Below are 15,757 nucleotides of genomic sequence, written 5' to 3'. Positions count from 1 at the left end.
CCCTCCCTTTCCGGCATCGAGCCCTCCCCTTCTGGCATCGAGAACGCACCCATGGCCTCCATCCTCCTGACCGCGCCGATGCAGGGCTGGGCAACGCCGATCGACGAAGTCCCCGACGCCGTGTTCTCGGAGCGGATGCTGGGGGACGGCGTCGCGATCGATCCGACCGGCGACTGCCTCTACGCTCCTTGCGCCGGCACCGTGCTGACGCTGCTGCCGAGCGGCCACGCGATCACGCTCGCCACGCCCGAGGGTGCGGAGATCCTGATCCACATCGGGCTCGACACGGTCGCGCTCGGCGGACGCGGGTTCAGCCCGTGCGTCGCGGTCGGCGACACGGTCGAGCGCGGCGCGCCGCTGATTCGCTTCGACCTAGACCTGCTGGTGCGCGAGGCCCGCGCGGTCGTCACGCCGATCGTTGTCGTGAACCCTGACCGGTTCAGCATCGTCCACGCCGTCTCCAGCGAACTGGTCGCGGTCGGCGATCCGCTGATGACGCTCGAACCCAGCGACGCGGTCGCACGTCGCGAAACGAACCGAGACGGCGCGACGCACGAGCGCACGGTCGTCGTGCCCCTCCCCCACGGTATCCACGCTCGCCCCGCCGCCCGCCTAGCGGCCACCGCCAAGCGCTTCGACGCCGACGTGACGCTCGCATCCGGCGACAAGACCGCCAACGTCCGCAGCCCGATAGCCCTGCTCGCCCTGGCAATCCGCCACAACGAGACGATCATCGTGACGGCAGCCGGCGCCGATGCCTCTGCGGCACTCGCTGCCATCTGCGACCTGATCGAGAGCGGCATGGACGAGCCGGCCGAAGCCCCCGTCCGCACGCCCGCCGTCGCCGCCTCGCCATCCCGCCCCGCAGTCGACGGCGCGCTGACCGGCGTCACCGCGGCACCCGGCCTGGCAATCGCCCGCGCCCGCTGGTTCCGTCCCGCCGACATCGTCGTCCCCGAACACGGCGAAGGCATCGCCGTCGAAGAGGCACGCTTCGATGCGGCGGTCACAACGCTATCGACCCGGTTCGCCGAGCGCGCCCGCAGCGCAACCGGTCCCGAACGCGCGATCGTCGAGGCGCATGCGGCCATGCTCGACGATCCCATGCTCCACGAAACGACGCGCAGCGGCATCGCGCGCGGCGAGGGCGCCGGTCATGCCTGGCGTAACGCGATCCGCCCGCAGGCCGACGCGTTGCGCACCAGCACCGACCCGCGGCGCGCCGAGCGCGCCGACGACATGCTCGATCTCGAACGCCAGTTGCTCGCGCTAATCGCCGGCGTCGAGACCATGCCGCTGTCGTTCCCGCCGGACACGATCCTGCTCGCGGACGACCTGCTGCCGTCGCACGTCCTGTCGCTCGACCGCGCGAACATCGTCGGTTTCTGCGTCGAGCGCGGGGGCCCGACCTCGCACGTCGCGATCCTCGCCGCGACGATGGGCCTCCCCGCGCTGGTCGCGATCGGCGCGCAGTTGAACGCCGTCACCGACGATACGCCCGTGATCCTCGACGCCAGCGAAGGCCTGTTGCGGATCGATCCCGACGCCGACACGCTCGTCGCCACGCAGGTGCGGATCGTCCAGGCGCAGGTCCGCCGCACCGAAGCCCTCGCGCGGGCGAGCGAACCCTGCCGCATGGCCGACGGCACCCGGATCGAGGCGTTCGCCAATCTCGGCGCGCTCGGCGATGCGCACCTCGCGGTCGATAACGGCGCGGAAGGTTCGGGCCTGTTGCGCACCGAATTCCTGTTCCTCGAACGCGATGCCGCGCCGACGGTCGCCGAGCAGACCGCCGATTACCAGGCGATCGCCGACGCGCTCGACGGCCGTCCGCTGATCGTCCGACTGCTCGACATCGGTGGCGACAAGCCCGCGCCGTATCTGCCGATGGCGCCGGAAGAGAACCCCGCGCTAGGCCTGCGCGGCATCCGCGTCGGCCTTGCGCACCCGCAGATCCTGGAGGACCAGGTTCGCGCGATCCTGTCGGTAAAGCCCGCCGGGCAATGCCGCATCATGGTGCCGATGATCGCCAGCCTCGACGAACTGCGCGCCGTCCGCGCGGTGGTCGACCGCGTCGCCGCCGAGATCGGCATCGGCGATCGCGTGCCGGTCGGCGTGATGATCGAGACTCCCGCCGCCGCCGTCACCGCCGACCTGATTGCTGCGGAGGCCGATTTCCTGTCGGTCGGCACCAACGACCTCACCCAATACACGCTGGCGATGGACCGCGGCAACGCGGCCGTCGCGAGCGGGATCGACGGGCTGCACCCCGCCGTCCTCCGGCTGATCGCGCAGACCTGCAAGGGCGGCGTGGTACATGGCCGCTGGACTGGGGTATGCGGAGGGCTCGCGTCCGACCCGCTCGCCGTCCCCATCCTGATCGGGCTCGGTGTTACCGAACTCTCGTCCGCACCGGCGCTGGTGCCCGAGATCAAGGCGCTGGTCGCCACGCTGACGATGGAGGCGTGCCGCACGCATGCCGCCGCCGCGCTGCAATGCGGGTCCGCCGCCGACGTCCGCTCGCTCGCCCGGGAGTTCACCGCATGAAATCGATCCTCGAAGCCCTCCAGCCGCTCGGCCGCGCGCTGATGCTGCCGATCGCGGTGCTGCCGATCGCCGGCCTGCTGCTCCGCCTCGGTCAGCCCGACCTGCTCGACATCGCCTTCATCAGCGCGGCGGGCGACGCGATCTTCTCGCACCTCGGCCTATTGTTCGCGATCGGCGTCGCCACCGGGTTCGCGCGCGATGGCAATGGTGCCGCGTGTCTCGCCGGCGTCGTCTGCTTCCTGGTTGCGACCGAAGCGGGCAAAGTCCTGATCACCGTCGCACCCGATGTGTCCGCAGGGCTGACCGGCGTCTCCGCCGACCTCGCGATCGCGGCGTGGAAGGCCAAGGCGATGGCGCGGCTCGACGTGCCGATCGGCATCCTGTCGGGGCTCGCGGGCGGGACGCTCTACAATCGCTATTCGACGATCAAGCTGCCCGAATATCTCGCCTTCTTCGGTGGACGCCGGTTCGTGCCGATCGTCAGCGGCGTGGCCGGCCTCGTGCTCGCGGCGGTATTCGGCTTCGGTTTCTCGCTGCTGAGCCAGGGCGTCGACCAGTTGAGCGTCGCGATCACCGGCAGCGGCGCGATCGGCGTGTTCGTGTTCGGGCTGCTCAACCGCCTGCTGCTCGTCACCGGGCTACACCATTTGCTCAACAACATCGTCTGGTTCGTCGCCGGCGATTATCACGGCACCTCGGGCGATCTGCGCCGCTTCTTCGCAGGCGATCCGTCGGCGGGAATCTTCATGGCCGGCTTCTTCCCGGTGATGATGTTCGGCCTGCCCGCCGCGTGCCTCGCCATGTACCATTCCGCCAAGCCCGAGCGCCGGAAAGCGGTCGGCGGCATGCTGCTCAGCCTCGCGCTCACCTCGGCGCTGACCGGCGTCACCGAGCCGATCGAGTTCAGCTTCATGTTCCTCGCGCCCGTGCTCTACGCGGTGCACGCGGTGCTGACCGGCCTGTCGATGGCGTTGATGGACCTGCTCGGCGTCAAGATGGGCTTCGGCTTCTCGGCGGGGCTGCTCGATTACGTGCTCAACTTCGGCAAGGCGACGCGACCGCTCGTCCTGCTCCCGGTCGGCGCGGTGTATTTCGTGCTGTATTACGGGCTGTTCCGCTTCTTCATCCGCAAGTTCGACCTCGCGACGCCCGGACGTGAAGCCGAAACCGTCGCCGCGGTGGCCCCCCCCACGGCAGGCGGGCGCGGTGCGGCGTTCGCGCAGGCGCTCGGCGGCGGGGCGAACCTGACCACGGTGAGCGCGTGCACGACGCGATTGCGGCTGATCGTCGTGGACCAGTCCGCGGTCGACGATGCCGCGCTGAAGGCACTCGGCGCCCGCGGTATCCTGCGCCCGTCGAACTCCGCACTCCAGGTCGTACTCGGGCCGATCGCCGACGTCGTCTCGATGGAAATTCGCGATGCGCTGGCGCTGGGTGGCGATGTGGCGATCAAGCCTGCCGCGCTCATCGTGTCGGACTCGATCGCCCTCTCATCCGTAACCGAGCGCGCACTCGGTGGGGCAGCAAACGTCTTGGCCACCAGCCGTCACACCGGGCGACTGCGGGTCCAACTGGGCGATCTCGCGCTTGTGGACGATGCGGCACTGGCAAAGCTCGGTATCCGCGCGATCGCCCGCCCCGCGCCAGGCCAACTTCACGTACTCGCGACCGACGCAGTACTGACGACGCTGGCCTGCTAGACCACTGATCCTCCCCCGCCAGGGGGAGGTGGCTGGCACTTGACAGACGGAGGGGGAGGTAAGGGAAACGCCTGTTCCGTGTCCTCCCCCTCCGTCACCTTCGGCGACACCTCCCCCTGGCGGGGGAGGATTTAGCCGCATCAGCGCGCCCGCGGTTCCAGCGACACCGGACCGACGACACCCGAAACGCCATCCGCAGCCGCTTCCACCACCAGCACGATCTGGCGCACGCCGCCGCCCGCCGGCAACGCCGCCTCGAGCGGCCCCGCCTCTGCGCCGGTCTTCGACGCTAGCCGCCGGCCATCGACCCACAGCTCGGCCTTCCCCGCGATCGCGGCGAACCGGATCGTGCCGCCCTCCGCACCGATCCGCCGCCACGGCGTCACGCTCGCACGGTAGAGCCGCCAGCGACCCTCCGCCGCAGCCTGGACCGGCGTGCCGCTACGCACGAACGCCCAGCTATTATTGTCCCCATCGATCGGCGCCAGCGCAGGATCGGGGCGCGCGGCGAACGCCGGCGAGCGACGCCACTCGCGGATAGCCTGCCCACCATAGGTCGCGGCCATTTGTGCGCGCGGTGCGATCGCCGCCCGGTCGATCACCAGCCGCGCCGGCTTCAATCCTGGTGCAGTCGCGGTCATCACGATCCGCCCTCGGCCCGTTCCCGCCTGCACGATGACTTGCGCCAGCCCGTTGAACAACGACCGCGCATTGCCCTTCTCCGGCTCATGGCTGTTCGGATCACCATTACCGACACCGATGATCGCCGCGCCATCTACCGAGAACTGCGTCGGCAGGTTCGCGGTAGGTACGTGGCGCCCGGCGGCATCGACCGCATCGATCGTCACCGGCTGCGTATCCTCGTCGTCGCCCGCCATCACGGTCCGCGCCGGGGTCAAGCGCAGCGCAACCGGCTTGCCGACGGTCTCGTGCGCGGCTGTCGAGACGACCTTGCCGCCGCGCAACGCGATCACCTCGATCCGCCCCGGCGCATAGGGCACGCTGAACTCGTTGCCCATGATCCGGTCGACCGCCTGCTCGCCGAACTTCCGCCCGTTAAGCCGCAACGCGACGCGCTCGGCGTTGCTCATCACCAGCACCACGACCGGCTGCCCCTCGCGTCCCGGCCACGTCCAGTGCGGCGTCAGGCCGACGACCGGCACGTCATCGACCCAGTGCGCGCGGTGGATGTCGAACGCAGTCTTCGGGAACCCGCACAGATCGAGAATGCCGAAGAAACTGGAGATCGTCGGCCATTCGTGCGGCGTCGGTTCGCCGTGATAATCGAACCCGGTCCACACGAACCCGCCCGCGACGAACGGGCGATCGGCGATTTTCTTCCACGTCGCGCGGTGCGTATCGCCCCAGCTCGCCGCCTCGACGTCGTAGGACGACTGGACATGCGCGGCCGGATCGCTCGCGAAGGCGCCGCGCGTTTCATAGGCGCTGGTATCCTCCGAGCTCGTCATCGGCTTGGTCGGGTTGAGCTGGTGGAACCGGTCGTAGTCGCCCTGGTAATAGTTGAAGCCGACCACGTCGAAAATGCTCGACACGTTGATCGGATCGAAGAACGCGCCGTTCATCGCGCCCGTCACCGGTCGGCTGTCGTCGAGCGCATGCGCCGCGTGCGCCATCCGCCGCAGCATCTCGACGCCCGCCTCGGTGCCCTGCATCGGCTCCTCGTTGAACACCGACCACAGGATGACGCTCGGATGGTTGCGATCGCGGCGGACCATCCATTCGAGCTGCGCCATGTAATCGGGCGCGGGATTGAACTGGCGGTTCTCGTCCATCACGACGAAGCCCATCGCGTCGCACAGGTCGAGCAGTTCGGCGGCCGGCGCGTTGTGCGAACAGCGGATCGCGTTGCAGCCCATCGCCTTCAGCCGCTCCAGCCGCCAGCGCAACAGCGCATCGGGGATCGCGGTCCCGACGCCGGCGTGATCCTGGTGCAGGCACACGCCCTTCAATTTCACCGACCGGTCGTTGAGCAGGAAGCCGCGGTCCGCATCGAACCGGATCGTGCGGAAGCCGACCGGGATACGCCGCTCATCGACGATCGCCCCGTCGCGCAGGACGTGCGTCACGACGGTATAGAGCGTCGGCGCCTGGATCGACCAAAGGCGCGGCGCAGCCATGGCCAGCGTCAATGCCGCAGTCGCGCGCTCCAGCGGCAGCACCGTCGCAGCCGCCTGCGCCCCCGCCACGCGCTTGCCCTCGGGATCGAGCAGCGCGACATCCACCGTCACGCCGACCGCCACGCGATCGATGCTGCCGAGCTTCACTTCAACCGGCACGCTCCAGGCGTCACCCGTGCCGCGCCTCGGATCGCAGTGAACGCCGTCGGTCACGATCGCCACTGATGCGCGGCGGATCAGCCACGCATGGCGATAGATCCCCGCGCCTTCGTACCACCAGCCCTCCATCGCCTGCGCATCGACGCGCACCGCGATGACGTTGAGGTCGTCGCCGAACCGCGCGAACGGCGTCAGGTCGATCTCGACGCTGTTATAGGCCGACCAGTTGTGCGCGACGACGCTGCCATTGACCCAGACCGTGGCGTTGGTCGCGATCCCGTCGAACTGCAGCCCGATCGTCTTGCCGCGGTCCGCCGGATCGAGCCGCAGCGTCCGCCGGTACCAGCCGATTCCCCGCGCGCGGAAGCCCTGCGACACGCTTGCGGTCTTCACGAACGGCTGCGCGGAGGCCCAGTCATGCGGCAAGCGGACCGACTGCCAGTCGGAATCGTCATACGCCATCGCCGCAGCACCGAGTGCGTTGCCCGCCTTCACGCTCAGATACGTCGCGTTGTGGCCTTCGGGCGGTGGCGCGATCACATCGCCCTCGTGGAACAGCCACCCGCGCTCGATCAGCGTCCGCGACGGATCCTGCACCAGCGCGGGCGACGGCAAGGTCCGCGTCGGCTGCGGCATGGGCAGCGCGCCGGCACTGCCCTGCGCCTTGACGCTAGCCGCAAACCCGGCCTCGATCGGCCCCACGACCAGAGAGGCACCGGCGCCCGCCGTGCCAACAAGAAGCTCACGTCGGTTCATCGAATGCTCTCGGTAAAGGTCAGATATCGGCGAGTTCGGCGACGAAGTCGTACGCATCGCCGCGGTAATAAGAGCGCGTGAACTCCGCGGCCCGGCCATCGCGCAGGAAGCCCCGTCGCTCGATCAGCAGCCCGGCATGGCCCGCATCGACGCCCAGCATCCGTGCATGCTCGCCCCCGAACGGCACCGCACGCAGGCGTTGCAGCGCGCGCACCGGCCGGCTCCCGGCGTTCTCGAGCGCGGTGTAGAGCGAGTCATCGACCACCTCGACCGACGGCAGGCAATATCCCGCGATCGTCGAGAATTCGAGCGCCATCGCCTCGTCGTCGGCATAGCGTATGCGGTTGAAGCGGAACACTGCCGCCCCCGGCGACAACCCCAACGCCATCGCCTCCTCCGGGTTCACCTGCCCCGCCGAGCGCGAGATCCAGCTGCTGCTCGACGTGCGGCCCCGCGCCGCCATGTCCTCGCTGAACGACGACAGCTTCGAGAAGCTCTTCTCGACGCGCCCGGCGACGAACGTCCCCGCGCCCCGCCTGCGCGTGAGAAGCCCCTCCTCGACCAGTCCGCCGATCGCTTTGCGCACGGTGATCCGCGATACGTCGTACTCGATCGCGAGATCGCGCTCGGCCGGGATCGCATTGCCTTGCACCAACAGCTTCTCGCCGATCGCGTTGCGGATCAGTTCCTGCAACTGGAGGTAGAGCGGCGATGGATTTCCCTTGCGAAAGCGTCCGATGTCATCGGAAAACGCCATGTATTCCCCCTCCGACCGGCAGCTCAAAGCGAGCCTTGCCGCGTCCCTTATGGTAGCGTAGCCAAGGACCGCGTGGTCGGCAACCAGACTAAATCCATGGGCCATATTGGTATGTCCCCCGACCGCCCCACGTCCGATCTCCTGTCAGAGCAGGACAAGCTTGCTGTCAAATGACGGGGTTGTGTCTGGACTTATATTGGTTACATTCCTCGACCAGCGGCCGTTAGGAGCCGATACAGGGAGCAGTCGACATGCGTGCAACCGCGAACCGAAATGCCGGGCGCTGGCTGACGGCGACGGCGCTGCTTCCTGCCGTTCTCTGCGCGATCCCGGCCCAGGCGCAGGACCGCCTGCCACTGGTACCGCAACCTTCCGCAATCACGCGTACCGCCGGCAGCTTCACGATCGCCAACGGTGCGACGATCGCAGCCGATCCTTCCGACACCGGTGCCGCCGCCGCAGCGCGCCTGCTCATCGCGCACGTGAAGACCGAGCGCGGGCTCACTCTCCAGACGTCGCCGAACGGCAATATCCGCTTCGTCCGCGACGCCGCGATCAAGGGCGTCGAAGCGTACCGGCTGATCGTCGACGCTTCGGGCGCGAAGATCACTGCGTCGGGCGACGCTGGCCTCCTCTACGGCGCGATGACGCTGGCCCAGCTCATCAGCCCCGATCGCGCGTTCGGCCAGCCCGTGCGCATCCCGGCGGTGACGATCGACGACGCCCCCCGCTTCGGCTGGCGTGGGCTAATGGTCGACACCGCGCGGCATTTCCAGTCGCTGCCGTCGATCTACGCGATCGTCGACCAGATGGCGTCGGTGAAGCTTAACACGCTCCACCTCCATCTGTCGGACGATCAGGGCTGGCGCTTCGAGGTGAAGGCCTATCCCAAGCTCACCGAGATCGGCAGCATCCGTACCAGCCCCTCGACCGGCGAAGCACCCGGCACGCGCGTCGGCGGTTTCTACACGCAGGACGAACTGCGCAAGCTGGTCGCCTATGCCGCCGAGCGCGGCATCGTGATCGTCCCCGAGATCGACCTGCCCGGCCATGCGCAGGCACTCGTCGCGGCCTATCCCGAGCTCGGCGTGATCGGCGACACGCCTGAGGTCAGCAACGCATGGGGCGTCAACCCTTACCTCTTCAACCCCGGCCCCAAGGGCATCGCCTTCGTCAAGACGGTGCTCGACGAACTCATGGCGGTGTTCCCCGGCACCTATATACATCTCGGCGGCGACGAGGCGGTCAAGGACCAGTGGGAACGCAGCCCCGAAGTGCAGGCGCAGATGGCGAAGCTCGGCATCAAGGACGAGAACGGCCTGCAAAGCTGGATGATCGACCAGTTCGGCACCTATCTGGCCAGCAAGAAGCGCCGCCTGATCGGCTGGGACGAGATCCTCGAGGGCGGCCTGCCCGCGTCGGCTTCGGTGATGTCGTGGCGCGGCGAGAAGGGCGCGGTCGATGCCGCCAACCAGAACCACGACGTCGTGCTGTCGCCCGCACCGACGCTGTATTTCGACAATTTGCAAAGCGACCGGCGCGACGAACCGCCCGGCCGCCTCGCAATCCAGTCGCTCGCAACCGTTTACAATTACGAGCCGATGCCGGCGGGCATCTCGGCGGACAAGGCGCAGCACGTGCTCGGCGCGCAGGCCAATCTGTGGAGCGAGTACATCGTCACCCCGTATCAGATGCAGCACCTGATCTTCCCGCGCGCCGCCGCGCTCGCGGAGATCACCTGGTCGGGCAAGGACAAGCGCGATTTCGCCGGCTTCCTCGACCGGGTCCAGCCGCAGATCCGGCGCTGGCGCAAGTCGGGGCTGGAGGTCGCGGACAGTGCGTTCGCGGTCGGCTACACGCTCGACGGCACGCGCGGCGATGCGCTCCGCACCAACCGCGCGAAAGTCGTGCTCGCCACGCAGGCGCCGTACGGCACGATCCGCTACACGCTCGACGGCAAGGTGCCGACCGCGCGGTCGCCTGCCTACACCGCGCCGCTTTCGATTAAGCCCGGCGTGTCGATCCGCGCCGCCGCCTTCGATGCGAGCGGCCAGTCGGTCGCCGAGCCGCGGCTGTTCGAGACCGGGCGCCAGGCGCTGCTGACGCGCACCGCGTCCGACATGATCGCCTGCCCTGCCGGTTCGCTCATCCTCCGCCTACCGCTGACCTCCGAGGCACAGACCAACGCGCCGGTGTTCAACGCCGACATCTTCGATACCTGCACCGCCTATCCCGCCGCGCCGATGGATGTCGCCAAGAGGTTCACGATCGATATCGCTCGCCTGCCGCGCAACTGGGGCCTCGCGCACGACGTCACCAAGGTCCGCCAGCATTACAACGTGACGCCGCACGGCGAGCTGATGGTGCTGGTCGGCTGCACCGTAAAGGGCGCAAAACCGGTGATCGCCGGCACCTTCCCGCTGCCCGATCCGAAGACCGCGCCGACCCGCTTCAGCGTGAAGGGGACGTTGCCGACGATCACCGGAGACCGCGACATCTGCCTCCAATTCACCGCCCCCACGTCCGACCCGTTCTACGCGGTCGAGCGCATGACCCTGTCGGAGACACGCTGATGCGTCGCTGGTTCGTTCTTCCCCTGATCGCGCTCGCCGCGCCGGCCATCGCCTCGCCCAAGACCGTCGTGCCGCTCGACGGTGCGTGGCAGGTGCGGATCGATCCGACCGACACCGCCGCGACCGCCGCGCACAAGCGCGAGGCCACGTGGCTGCCAGCGGCCGTCCCCGGATCGGTGCAGCAGGACCTGATCGCGGCGCATCGCGTGCCCGATCCGTTCAAGGGCACAAACGAGGCGGCGATCCAGTGGGCCGGGCTGACCAAATGGCAGTTCCGCCGCGTGTTCGACGTCACCCCGGCGATGATGCAGCGCAATCACCTCGACCTTGTATTCGACGGTCTCGACACGTTCGCGACGGTCAGCGTCAACGGCACGGTGCTGCTGACCACCGACAACGCGCACCGGCGCTGGCGCGTGGATGCGCAGCCCGTGCTGAAGGTGGGTCGCAACGAAGTGCTGGTGACGATCGCCTCGCCGATCCGCACGCTCCAGCCGATGGTGCTCGCCGAGAAGAACCCACTGCCGGGCGAATATGACAGTGCGTTCGGCGACGAACCGAAGGGCAAGCAGACCTCGCCCTATATTCGCAAACCCAAATATAATTACGGCTGGGACTGGAGTCCCCGCATCGTCAACACCGGTATCTGGCGGCCGGTGCGACTGGAGATCTGGGACGACGCGCGGATCGACACGCTCCGCGTCGACCAGGAGGCGCTGACGCCGACTGAGGCGCGGCTGTCGGCCAAGCTCGACCTCGCCGTCGAGACGCCCGGTGTCGCGACGATCCGCGCCGCGGTCACCGGGCCGGACGGCAAGACGGTCTCGGTCGACCGGACGGTGACGCTCGTCAAGGGCACCAACGCGGTCTCGATCCCGCTGGCGATCGCCGACCCCAAGCGTTGGCAGCCGGTCGGTTACGGTGCGCAGCCGCTCTACACCGTCACCGCATCGCTGGGCGGCGCGGAGCCGACGCCCGAGGACAGCGTGACCAAGCGGATCGGCCTCCGCACGGTCGAGCTGATCCGCAAGGACGGCAGTTTCGGGTTCAAGGTCAACGGCACGCCGATCTTCGCCAAGGGCGCGAACATCATCCCGTTCGATAGTTTCCCGGCGCGCGTCACGCCCGCCTACATGGAAACGATCCTGAAGGGCGCGCGCGACGCCAACATGAACATGGTCCGCATCTGGGGCGGCGGGACCTATCTGGACGACGCGTTCTACGACATCGCCGACCGCATGGGCCTGATGGTGTGGCAGGACTTCATGTTCGGCGGCAGCGTCACGCCGCCCGACGCCGCCTTCCGCGAGAACGTCCGGATCGAGGCCGAGGAACAGGTCGCGCGGATCGGATCGCATCCCTCCGTCGTGCTGTGGGCCGGTGGCAACGAGGTCCTGTCGGGTTGGGAAAACTGGTCCGACCGGAAAGCGTTCAAGAAGGCGGTCGGCGCCGACGAGCAGGAGCGCATCGGCGCCGGCATGGCCGTGCTGTTCGACCGCGTCCTGCGTGAAGCCGTGACGCGCAACGCCCCCGGCACACCCTATTGGCCCGGCTCGCCCTCGACCAATTACGAGGGTCCCGTGGATACCGACAAGGACGGCGACCGCCATTTCTGGGACGTCTGGTCGGGCTCCAAGCCGGTCGAGAACTATCTCGACAGCTGCCCGCGCTTCATGTCCGAATACGGCTTCCAGGCGATGCCGGACCTGTCGACGATCCGCGAGTTCGCCGGCAAAGGCACGCTCACCGCCGACAGCCCGGTGATGAAGGCGCACCAGAAGTTCCTCGCCGGCGAAGGCAATGAGCGGCTGATGATGTACCTGCGCGATCGGTTGCGCCCCGCGCGCGATTTCGCCGATCTCGTCTACCTTACACAGGTCAACCAAGCCGAGGCGATCCGCATCGCCGCCTCGCACCACCGCGCCTGTCGCCCGGTGACGATGGGCTCGCTCTACTGGCAGCTCAACGACGTCTGGCCTTCGATCAGCTGGGCGAGCATCGATCATGCCGGCCGGTGGAAGCTGCTCAACTACGCCGCCCGGCGGTTCTTCGCGCCGCAAGCGATCGTCGCCGAGCGGAAAGATGGCGCGACGCGCATCTCGCTGATCTCCGACGCGACCACGCTGGTCGACTCACGCTGGCGAGTGCGGACGATGACGATGGACGGCAAGGTGTTGAAGGACACCACCGCCGCACTGATGCTCGAGCCGCTCTCGTCGAGACTGGTCGCAACGCTGTCCGACGACGCGCTGTTCGGGGCTGCGGCCCCCACCGGCAGCTACGCGGTCGCCGATCTGCAGCTCGATAACGGCAGCACGAGCCGGGCGATCATCGAACGCGCCCTGCCCAAGGACATGGCGTACCCCGACCCCGGCCTCAGCGTTCGCTGGACCGGCACCGACGTCAAGATCACCGCCACCAACCTCGCTCGCGCGGTGATGCTCGATTTCGGCGCGGTCGCGGCCCAGCCCTCCGACGACGGCTTCGACCTGTTGCCGGGCGAGAGCATCACCATCCATGTCGTCTCCGACGCCTCCGCCGCAACGTTGCGAAAAGCGCTTACCCTGAGGACCCTCGCCCGATGATCTGGCTCCTGCTCGCCTCCGCCGATCCGGTGGCCACTGCCGTCGCGCAAATGTCGCTCGAACAGAAAGCGGCGCAGTTGCAGAGCACCGTCCCCGCCGATCCGAAGGCCGGCCTGCCCGCGTACGACTGGTGGAACGAGGGTCTCCACGGTCTCGCGCGCAACGGCCACGCGACCGTCTTCCCACAGGCGATCGGCATGGCCGCGACCTGGGACACCGCGCTGGTCGCGAAGATCGGCGACGTCGTCGCGACCGAGGCACGCGCACGCTTCAACGCGCAGGACGTCGGCGCGAACCGCAAGATCTACGAGGGGCTCACGATCTGGTCGCCCAACATCAACATCTTCCGCGATCCACGCTGGGGCCGCGGCCAGGAAACTTACGGCGAGGACCCGTATCTCACCGGTCGCCTCGGCGTCGCGTTCATCGGTGGGTTGCAGGGTCCCGACCCACTCCACCCCAAGGTCATCGCCACCCCCAAGCATTTCGCGGTCCACAGCGGCCCCGAAGCTGGACGCGACAGCTTCGACGTCGATCCCAGCCCCTACGATCTGGAAGCGACCTACTTCCCCGCGTTCCGCCTCGCCGTCACCGAGGGCAAGGCGCAGTCGCTGATGTGCGCGTACAACTCGATCCACGGCGTCCCCGCCTGCGCATCGTCGGCGTTGATGATCGACCGGCTGCGGCGCGACTGGGGGTTCAAGGGCTTCACCGTGTCGGACTGCGACGCGGTGTCGAACATCAGCCTCTACCACCATTACCGCCTCGACGCCGCGGGTGCCGCCGCCGCCGCGATCCGAGGCGGCACCGACCTCAATTGCGGCAGCGCCTACGCCGCCCTCCCCGCCGCGGTGCGCCAGGGTCTCGTCACCGAAGCCGAGGTCGACACCGCGCTGATCCGCTCACTCGAAGCCCGCCGCGCGCTCGGCACCGTATTCGGCGCCGCCAACCCGTGGCGCAGCATCGGCACCGACCAGGTCGACACCCCCGCCCACCGTGCGCTCGCGCTCGACGCGGCGCGCAAATCTATCGTCCTGCTGAAGAACGACGCCAACCGCCTCCCGTTGAAGCCCGGTATCCGGATCGCGGTGATCGGCGCGGACGCCGACGATCTCGGCGTGCTGCAAGGCAATTACCACGGCACCGCGGTCGCCCCCGTCACCCCGCTGGAAGGCATCCGCAAGCAGTTCGGCGCCGCCAACGTCCGCTACGCGCAAGGCTCGTCGCTCGCCGATGGTGCAGCCGTACCCGTCCCCGAAACCGTCTTCGCCCGCGGCCTGAAAACCGAATATTTCGCCGCCCAAGCCGGCGTCGGCGCGCCGACCCTGACGCGCACCGATCGCCACATCGACATCGACCACAACCGCGCGAGCCCCGCGCCCGGCCTCGCCAAGACGTTCGGCGTCCGCTGGACCGGAACCTTCACGCCCCCCGCCGCCGGTACCTATCCGCTGGTCGTCGACGTCCCCGCCTGCTGGAAGGATTGCTCGACACACGACGCGGTCCGGCTCTGGATCGGTGATCGCCAGCTCTCGGCGGGCGAGGTCAAGAAGGGCCGCGTCGAGGTCACGTTGACCAGCGACGGCAAGCCCGTCCCGTTCCGCCTCGAACTCGATCACCGCAGCGACGACGAAGGCGTCCGCCTGCTCTGGAGCCCACCCTCACAGCCATTGCTCGACCAAGCCGTCGCCACCGCTCGTGACGCCGATGTCGTGGTCGCGGTGATGGGCCTGTCGCCCGATCTGGAAGGCGAGGCACTCTCGGTCAGCGTCCCCGGCTTCGTCGGCGGCGACCGCACCGACATCGGCCTGCCTCCAGCGCAGGTCCGCCTGCTCGAAGCGCTGAAGGCGACCGGCAAGCCCATCGTCCTCGTCCTCACCAGCGGCAGCGCGGTCTCGGTCGATCCGGCATCGGCCGACGCGATCCTCGCCGCCTGGTATCCGGGCCAGGCCGGCGGCACCGCGATCGCCGAGACGCTGGCGGGGCTCAACAACCCGTCGGGCCGCCTGCCCGTCACCTTCTACAAGACCACTGGCGACCTGCCCGCGTTCACCGACTACACGATGAAGGAGCGCACCTATCGCTACTTCACCGGCACGCCGCTCTGGGGTTTCGGTCACGGCCTGAGCTACACCAACTTCGCCTACGCCGCGACCAAGCCCGCCCTCAGCGTCGTCGCCGGCCAACCGCTGACCGTCACCGCCAAGCTGTCGAACGCCGGTAGTCGCGCCGGTGAAGAAGTGGTCCAGGCCTATCTCGTAGCACCCGCCGCCAAGGCCGACGGTCCGACCACGCCCGTCCTCCAGCGCCAGCTCGTCGGCTTCGGCCGCGTCGCGCTGAAGCCCGGCCAGTCGCGTACCGTACCGATCACGATCGATCCGCGCTCGATGAGCAGCGTCGCGCGCGACGGCACGCGGACGATCGTCCCCGGCGCCTACCGTCTCTATATCGGTGGCGGCCAGCCCGGCGACGGCGCGGGCCAGTGGAGCGACCTGACGATCACCGGCGCCACGGTGGAGTTGCCCAAGTGACCGCCACGAGC

General features: G+C 68.5%; 7 protein-coding genes. 5 read left to right on the top strand and 2 right to left on the bottom strand.

All coding sequences use genetic code 11. From position 1 onward, the window contains the following. Positions 1 to 51: 51 nt before the first annotated feature. Together ptsP and nagE are read left to right on the top strand one after the other, a co-directional pair. Positions 52 to 2,547 carry a phosphoenolpyruvate--protein phosphotransferase gene (gene ptsP, locus AC59GX_RS05155; RefSeq protein ID WP_497301161.1) on the top strand — a complete coding sequence of 832 codons (2,496 nt, stop codon included), beginning with the start codon at positions 52 to 54 and terminating at the stop codon, positions 2,545 to 2,547. After that, entirely contained in the window at positions 2,544 to 4,247 is a 1,704-nt protein-coding gene (gene nagE / locus AC59GX_RS05150) for an N-acetylglucosamine-specific PTS transporter subunit IIBC (RefSeq protein WP_426280813.1), read from the top strand. Before ptsP ends, nagE begins: the two co-directional genes overlap by 4 nt. A 140-nt stretch (positions 4,248 to 4,387) precedes the next feature. Here nagE and galA read toward each other — a convergent pair whose 3' ends face one another. Together galA and AC59GX_RS05140 are read right to left on the bottom strand one after the other, a co-directional pair. Further along, on the bottom strand, positions 4,388 to 7,300 hold the full coding sequence (gene galA / locus AC59GX_RS05145) for a beta-galactosidase GalA (RefSeq protein ID WP_497301159.1): 2,913 nt from the start codon (positions 7,298 to 7,300) through the stop codon (positions 4,388 to 4,390). Positions 7,301 to 7,319: 19 nt separating this feature from the next. Next, the gene (locus AC59GX_RS05140) at positions 7,320 to 8,057 is read right to left on the bottom strand and encodes a GntR family transcriptional regulator (RefSeq protein WP_426280815.1); all 738 of its coding nucleotides are present in this window, start codon (positions 8,055 to 8,057) and stop codon (positions 7,320 to 7,322) included. Between the two features lie 251 nt (positions 8,058 to 8,308). Here AC59GX_RS05140 and AC59GX_RS05135 point away from each other — a divergent pair, with 251 nt between their 5' ends. The 3 genes from AC59GX_RS05135 to AC59GX_RS05125 are packed head-to-tail and all read left to right on the top strand — an operon-like array spanning position 8,309 to position 15,746. Next, positions 8,309 to 10,630, top strand: a complete 2,322-nt coding sequence (locus tag AC59GX_RS05135; protein ID WP_426280816.1) for a beta-N-acetylhexosaminidase — start codon at positions 8,309 to 8,311, stop codon at positions 10,628 to 10,630. Continuing rightward, positions 10,630 to 13,215 (top strand): beta-mannosidase, encoded by a 2,586-nt coding sequence (locus AC59GX_RS05130; RefSeq protein ID WP_426280817.1) that lies wholly within the window; start codon positions 10,630 to 10,632, stop codon positions 13,213 to 13,215. The genes AC59GX_RS05135 and AC59GX_RS05130 overlap by 1 nt, the downstream gene beginning before the upstream one ends. Further along, positions 13,212 to 15,746 carry a glycoside hydrolase family 3 C-terminal domain-containing protein gene (locus tag AC59GX_RS05125; protein ID WP_497301156.1) on the top strand — a complete coding sequence of 845 codons (2,535 nt, stop codon included), beginning with the start codon at positions 13,212 to 13,214 and terminating at the stop codon, positions 15,744 to 15,746. The genes AC59GX_RS05130 and AC59GX_RS05125 overlap by 4 nt, the downstream gene beginning before the upstream one ends. Positions 15,747 to 15,757: the final 11 nt, after the last annotated feature.

This window comes from Sphingomonas sp. 320_CC, assembly GCF_059691795.1.
Note: the sequence above shows the minus strand (reverse complement) of the source record. Positions and strands in the feature narration are given on the sequence as shown.

Bases quoted from the DNA above. Each gene is read 5' to 3' on its own strand.
- AC59GX_RS05130 (WP_426280817.1), top strand. From the start codon at position 10,630: ATGCGTCGCTGGTTCGTTCTTCCCCTGATCGCGCTCGCCGCGCCGGCC.
- ptsP (WP_497301161.1), top strand. From the start codon at position 52: ATGGCCTCCATCCTCCTGACCGCGCCGATGCAGGGCTGGGCAACGCCG.
- nagE (WP_426280813.1), top strand. From the start codon at position 2,544: ATGAAATCGATCCTCGAAGCCCTCCAGCCGCTCGGCCGCGCGCTGATG.
- AC59GX_RS05135 (WP_426280816.1), top strand. From the start codon at position 8,309: ATGCGTGCAACCGCGAACCGAAATGCCGGGCGCTGGCTGACGGCGACG.
- AC59GX_RS05125 (WP_497301156.1), top strand. From the start codon at position 13,212: ATGATCTGGCTCCTGCTCGCCTCCGCCGATCCGGTGGCCACTGCCGTC.
- galA (WP_497301159.1), bottom strand. From the start codon at position 7,300: ATGAACCGACGTGAGCTTCTTGTTGGCACGGCGGGCGCCGGTGCCTCT.
- AC59GX_RS05140 (WP_426280815.1), bottom strand. From the start codon at position 8,057: ATGGCGTTTTCCGATGACATCGGACGCTTTCGCAAGGGAAATCCATCG.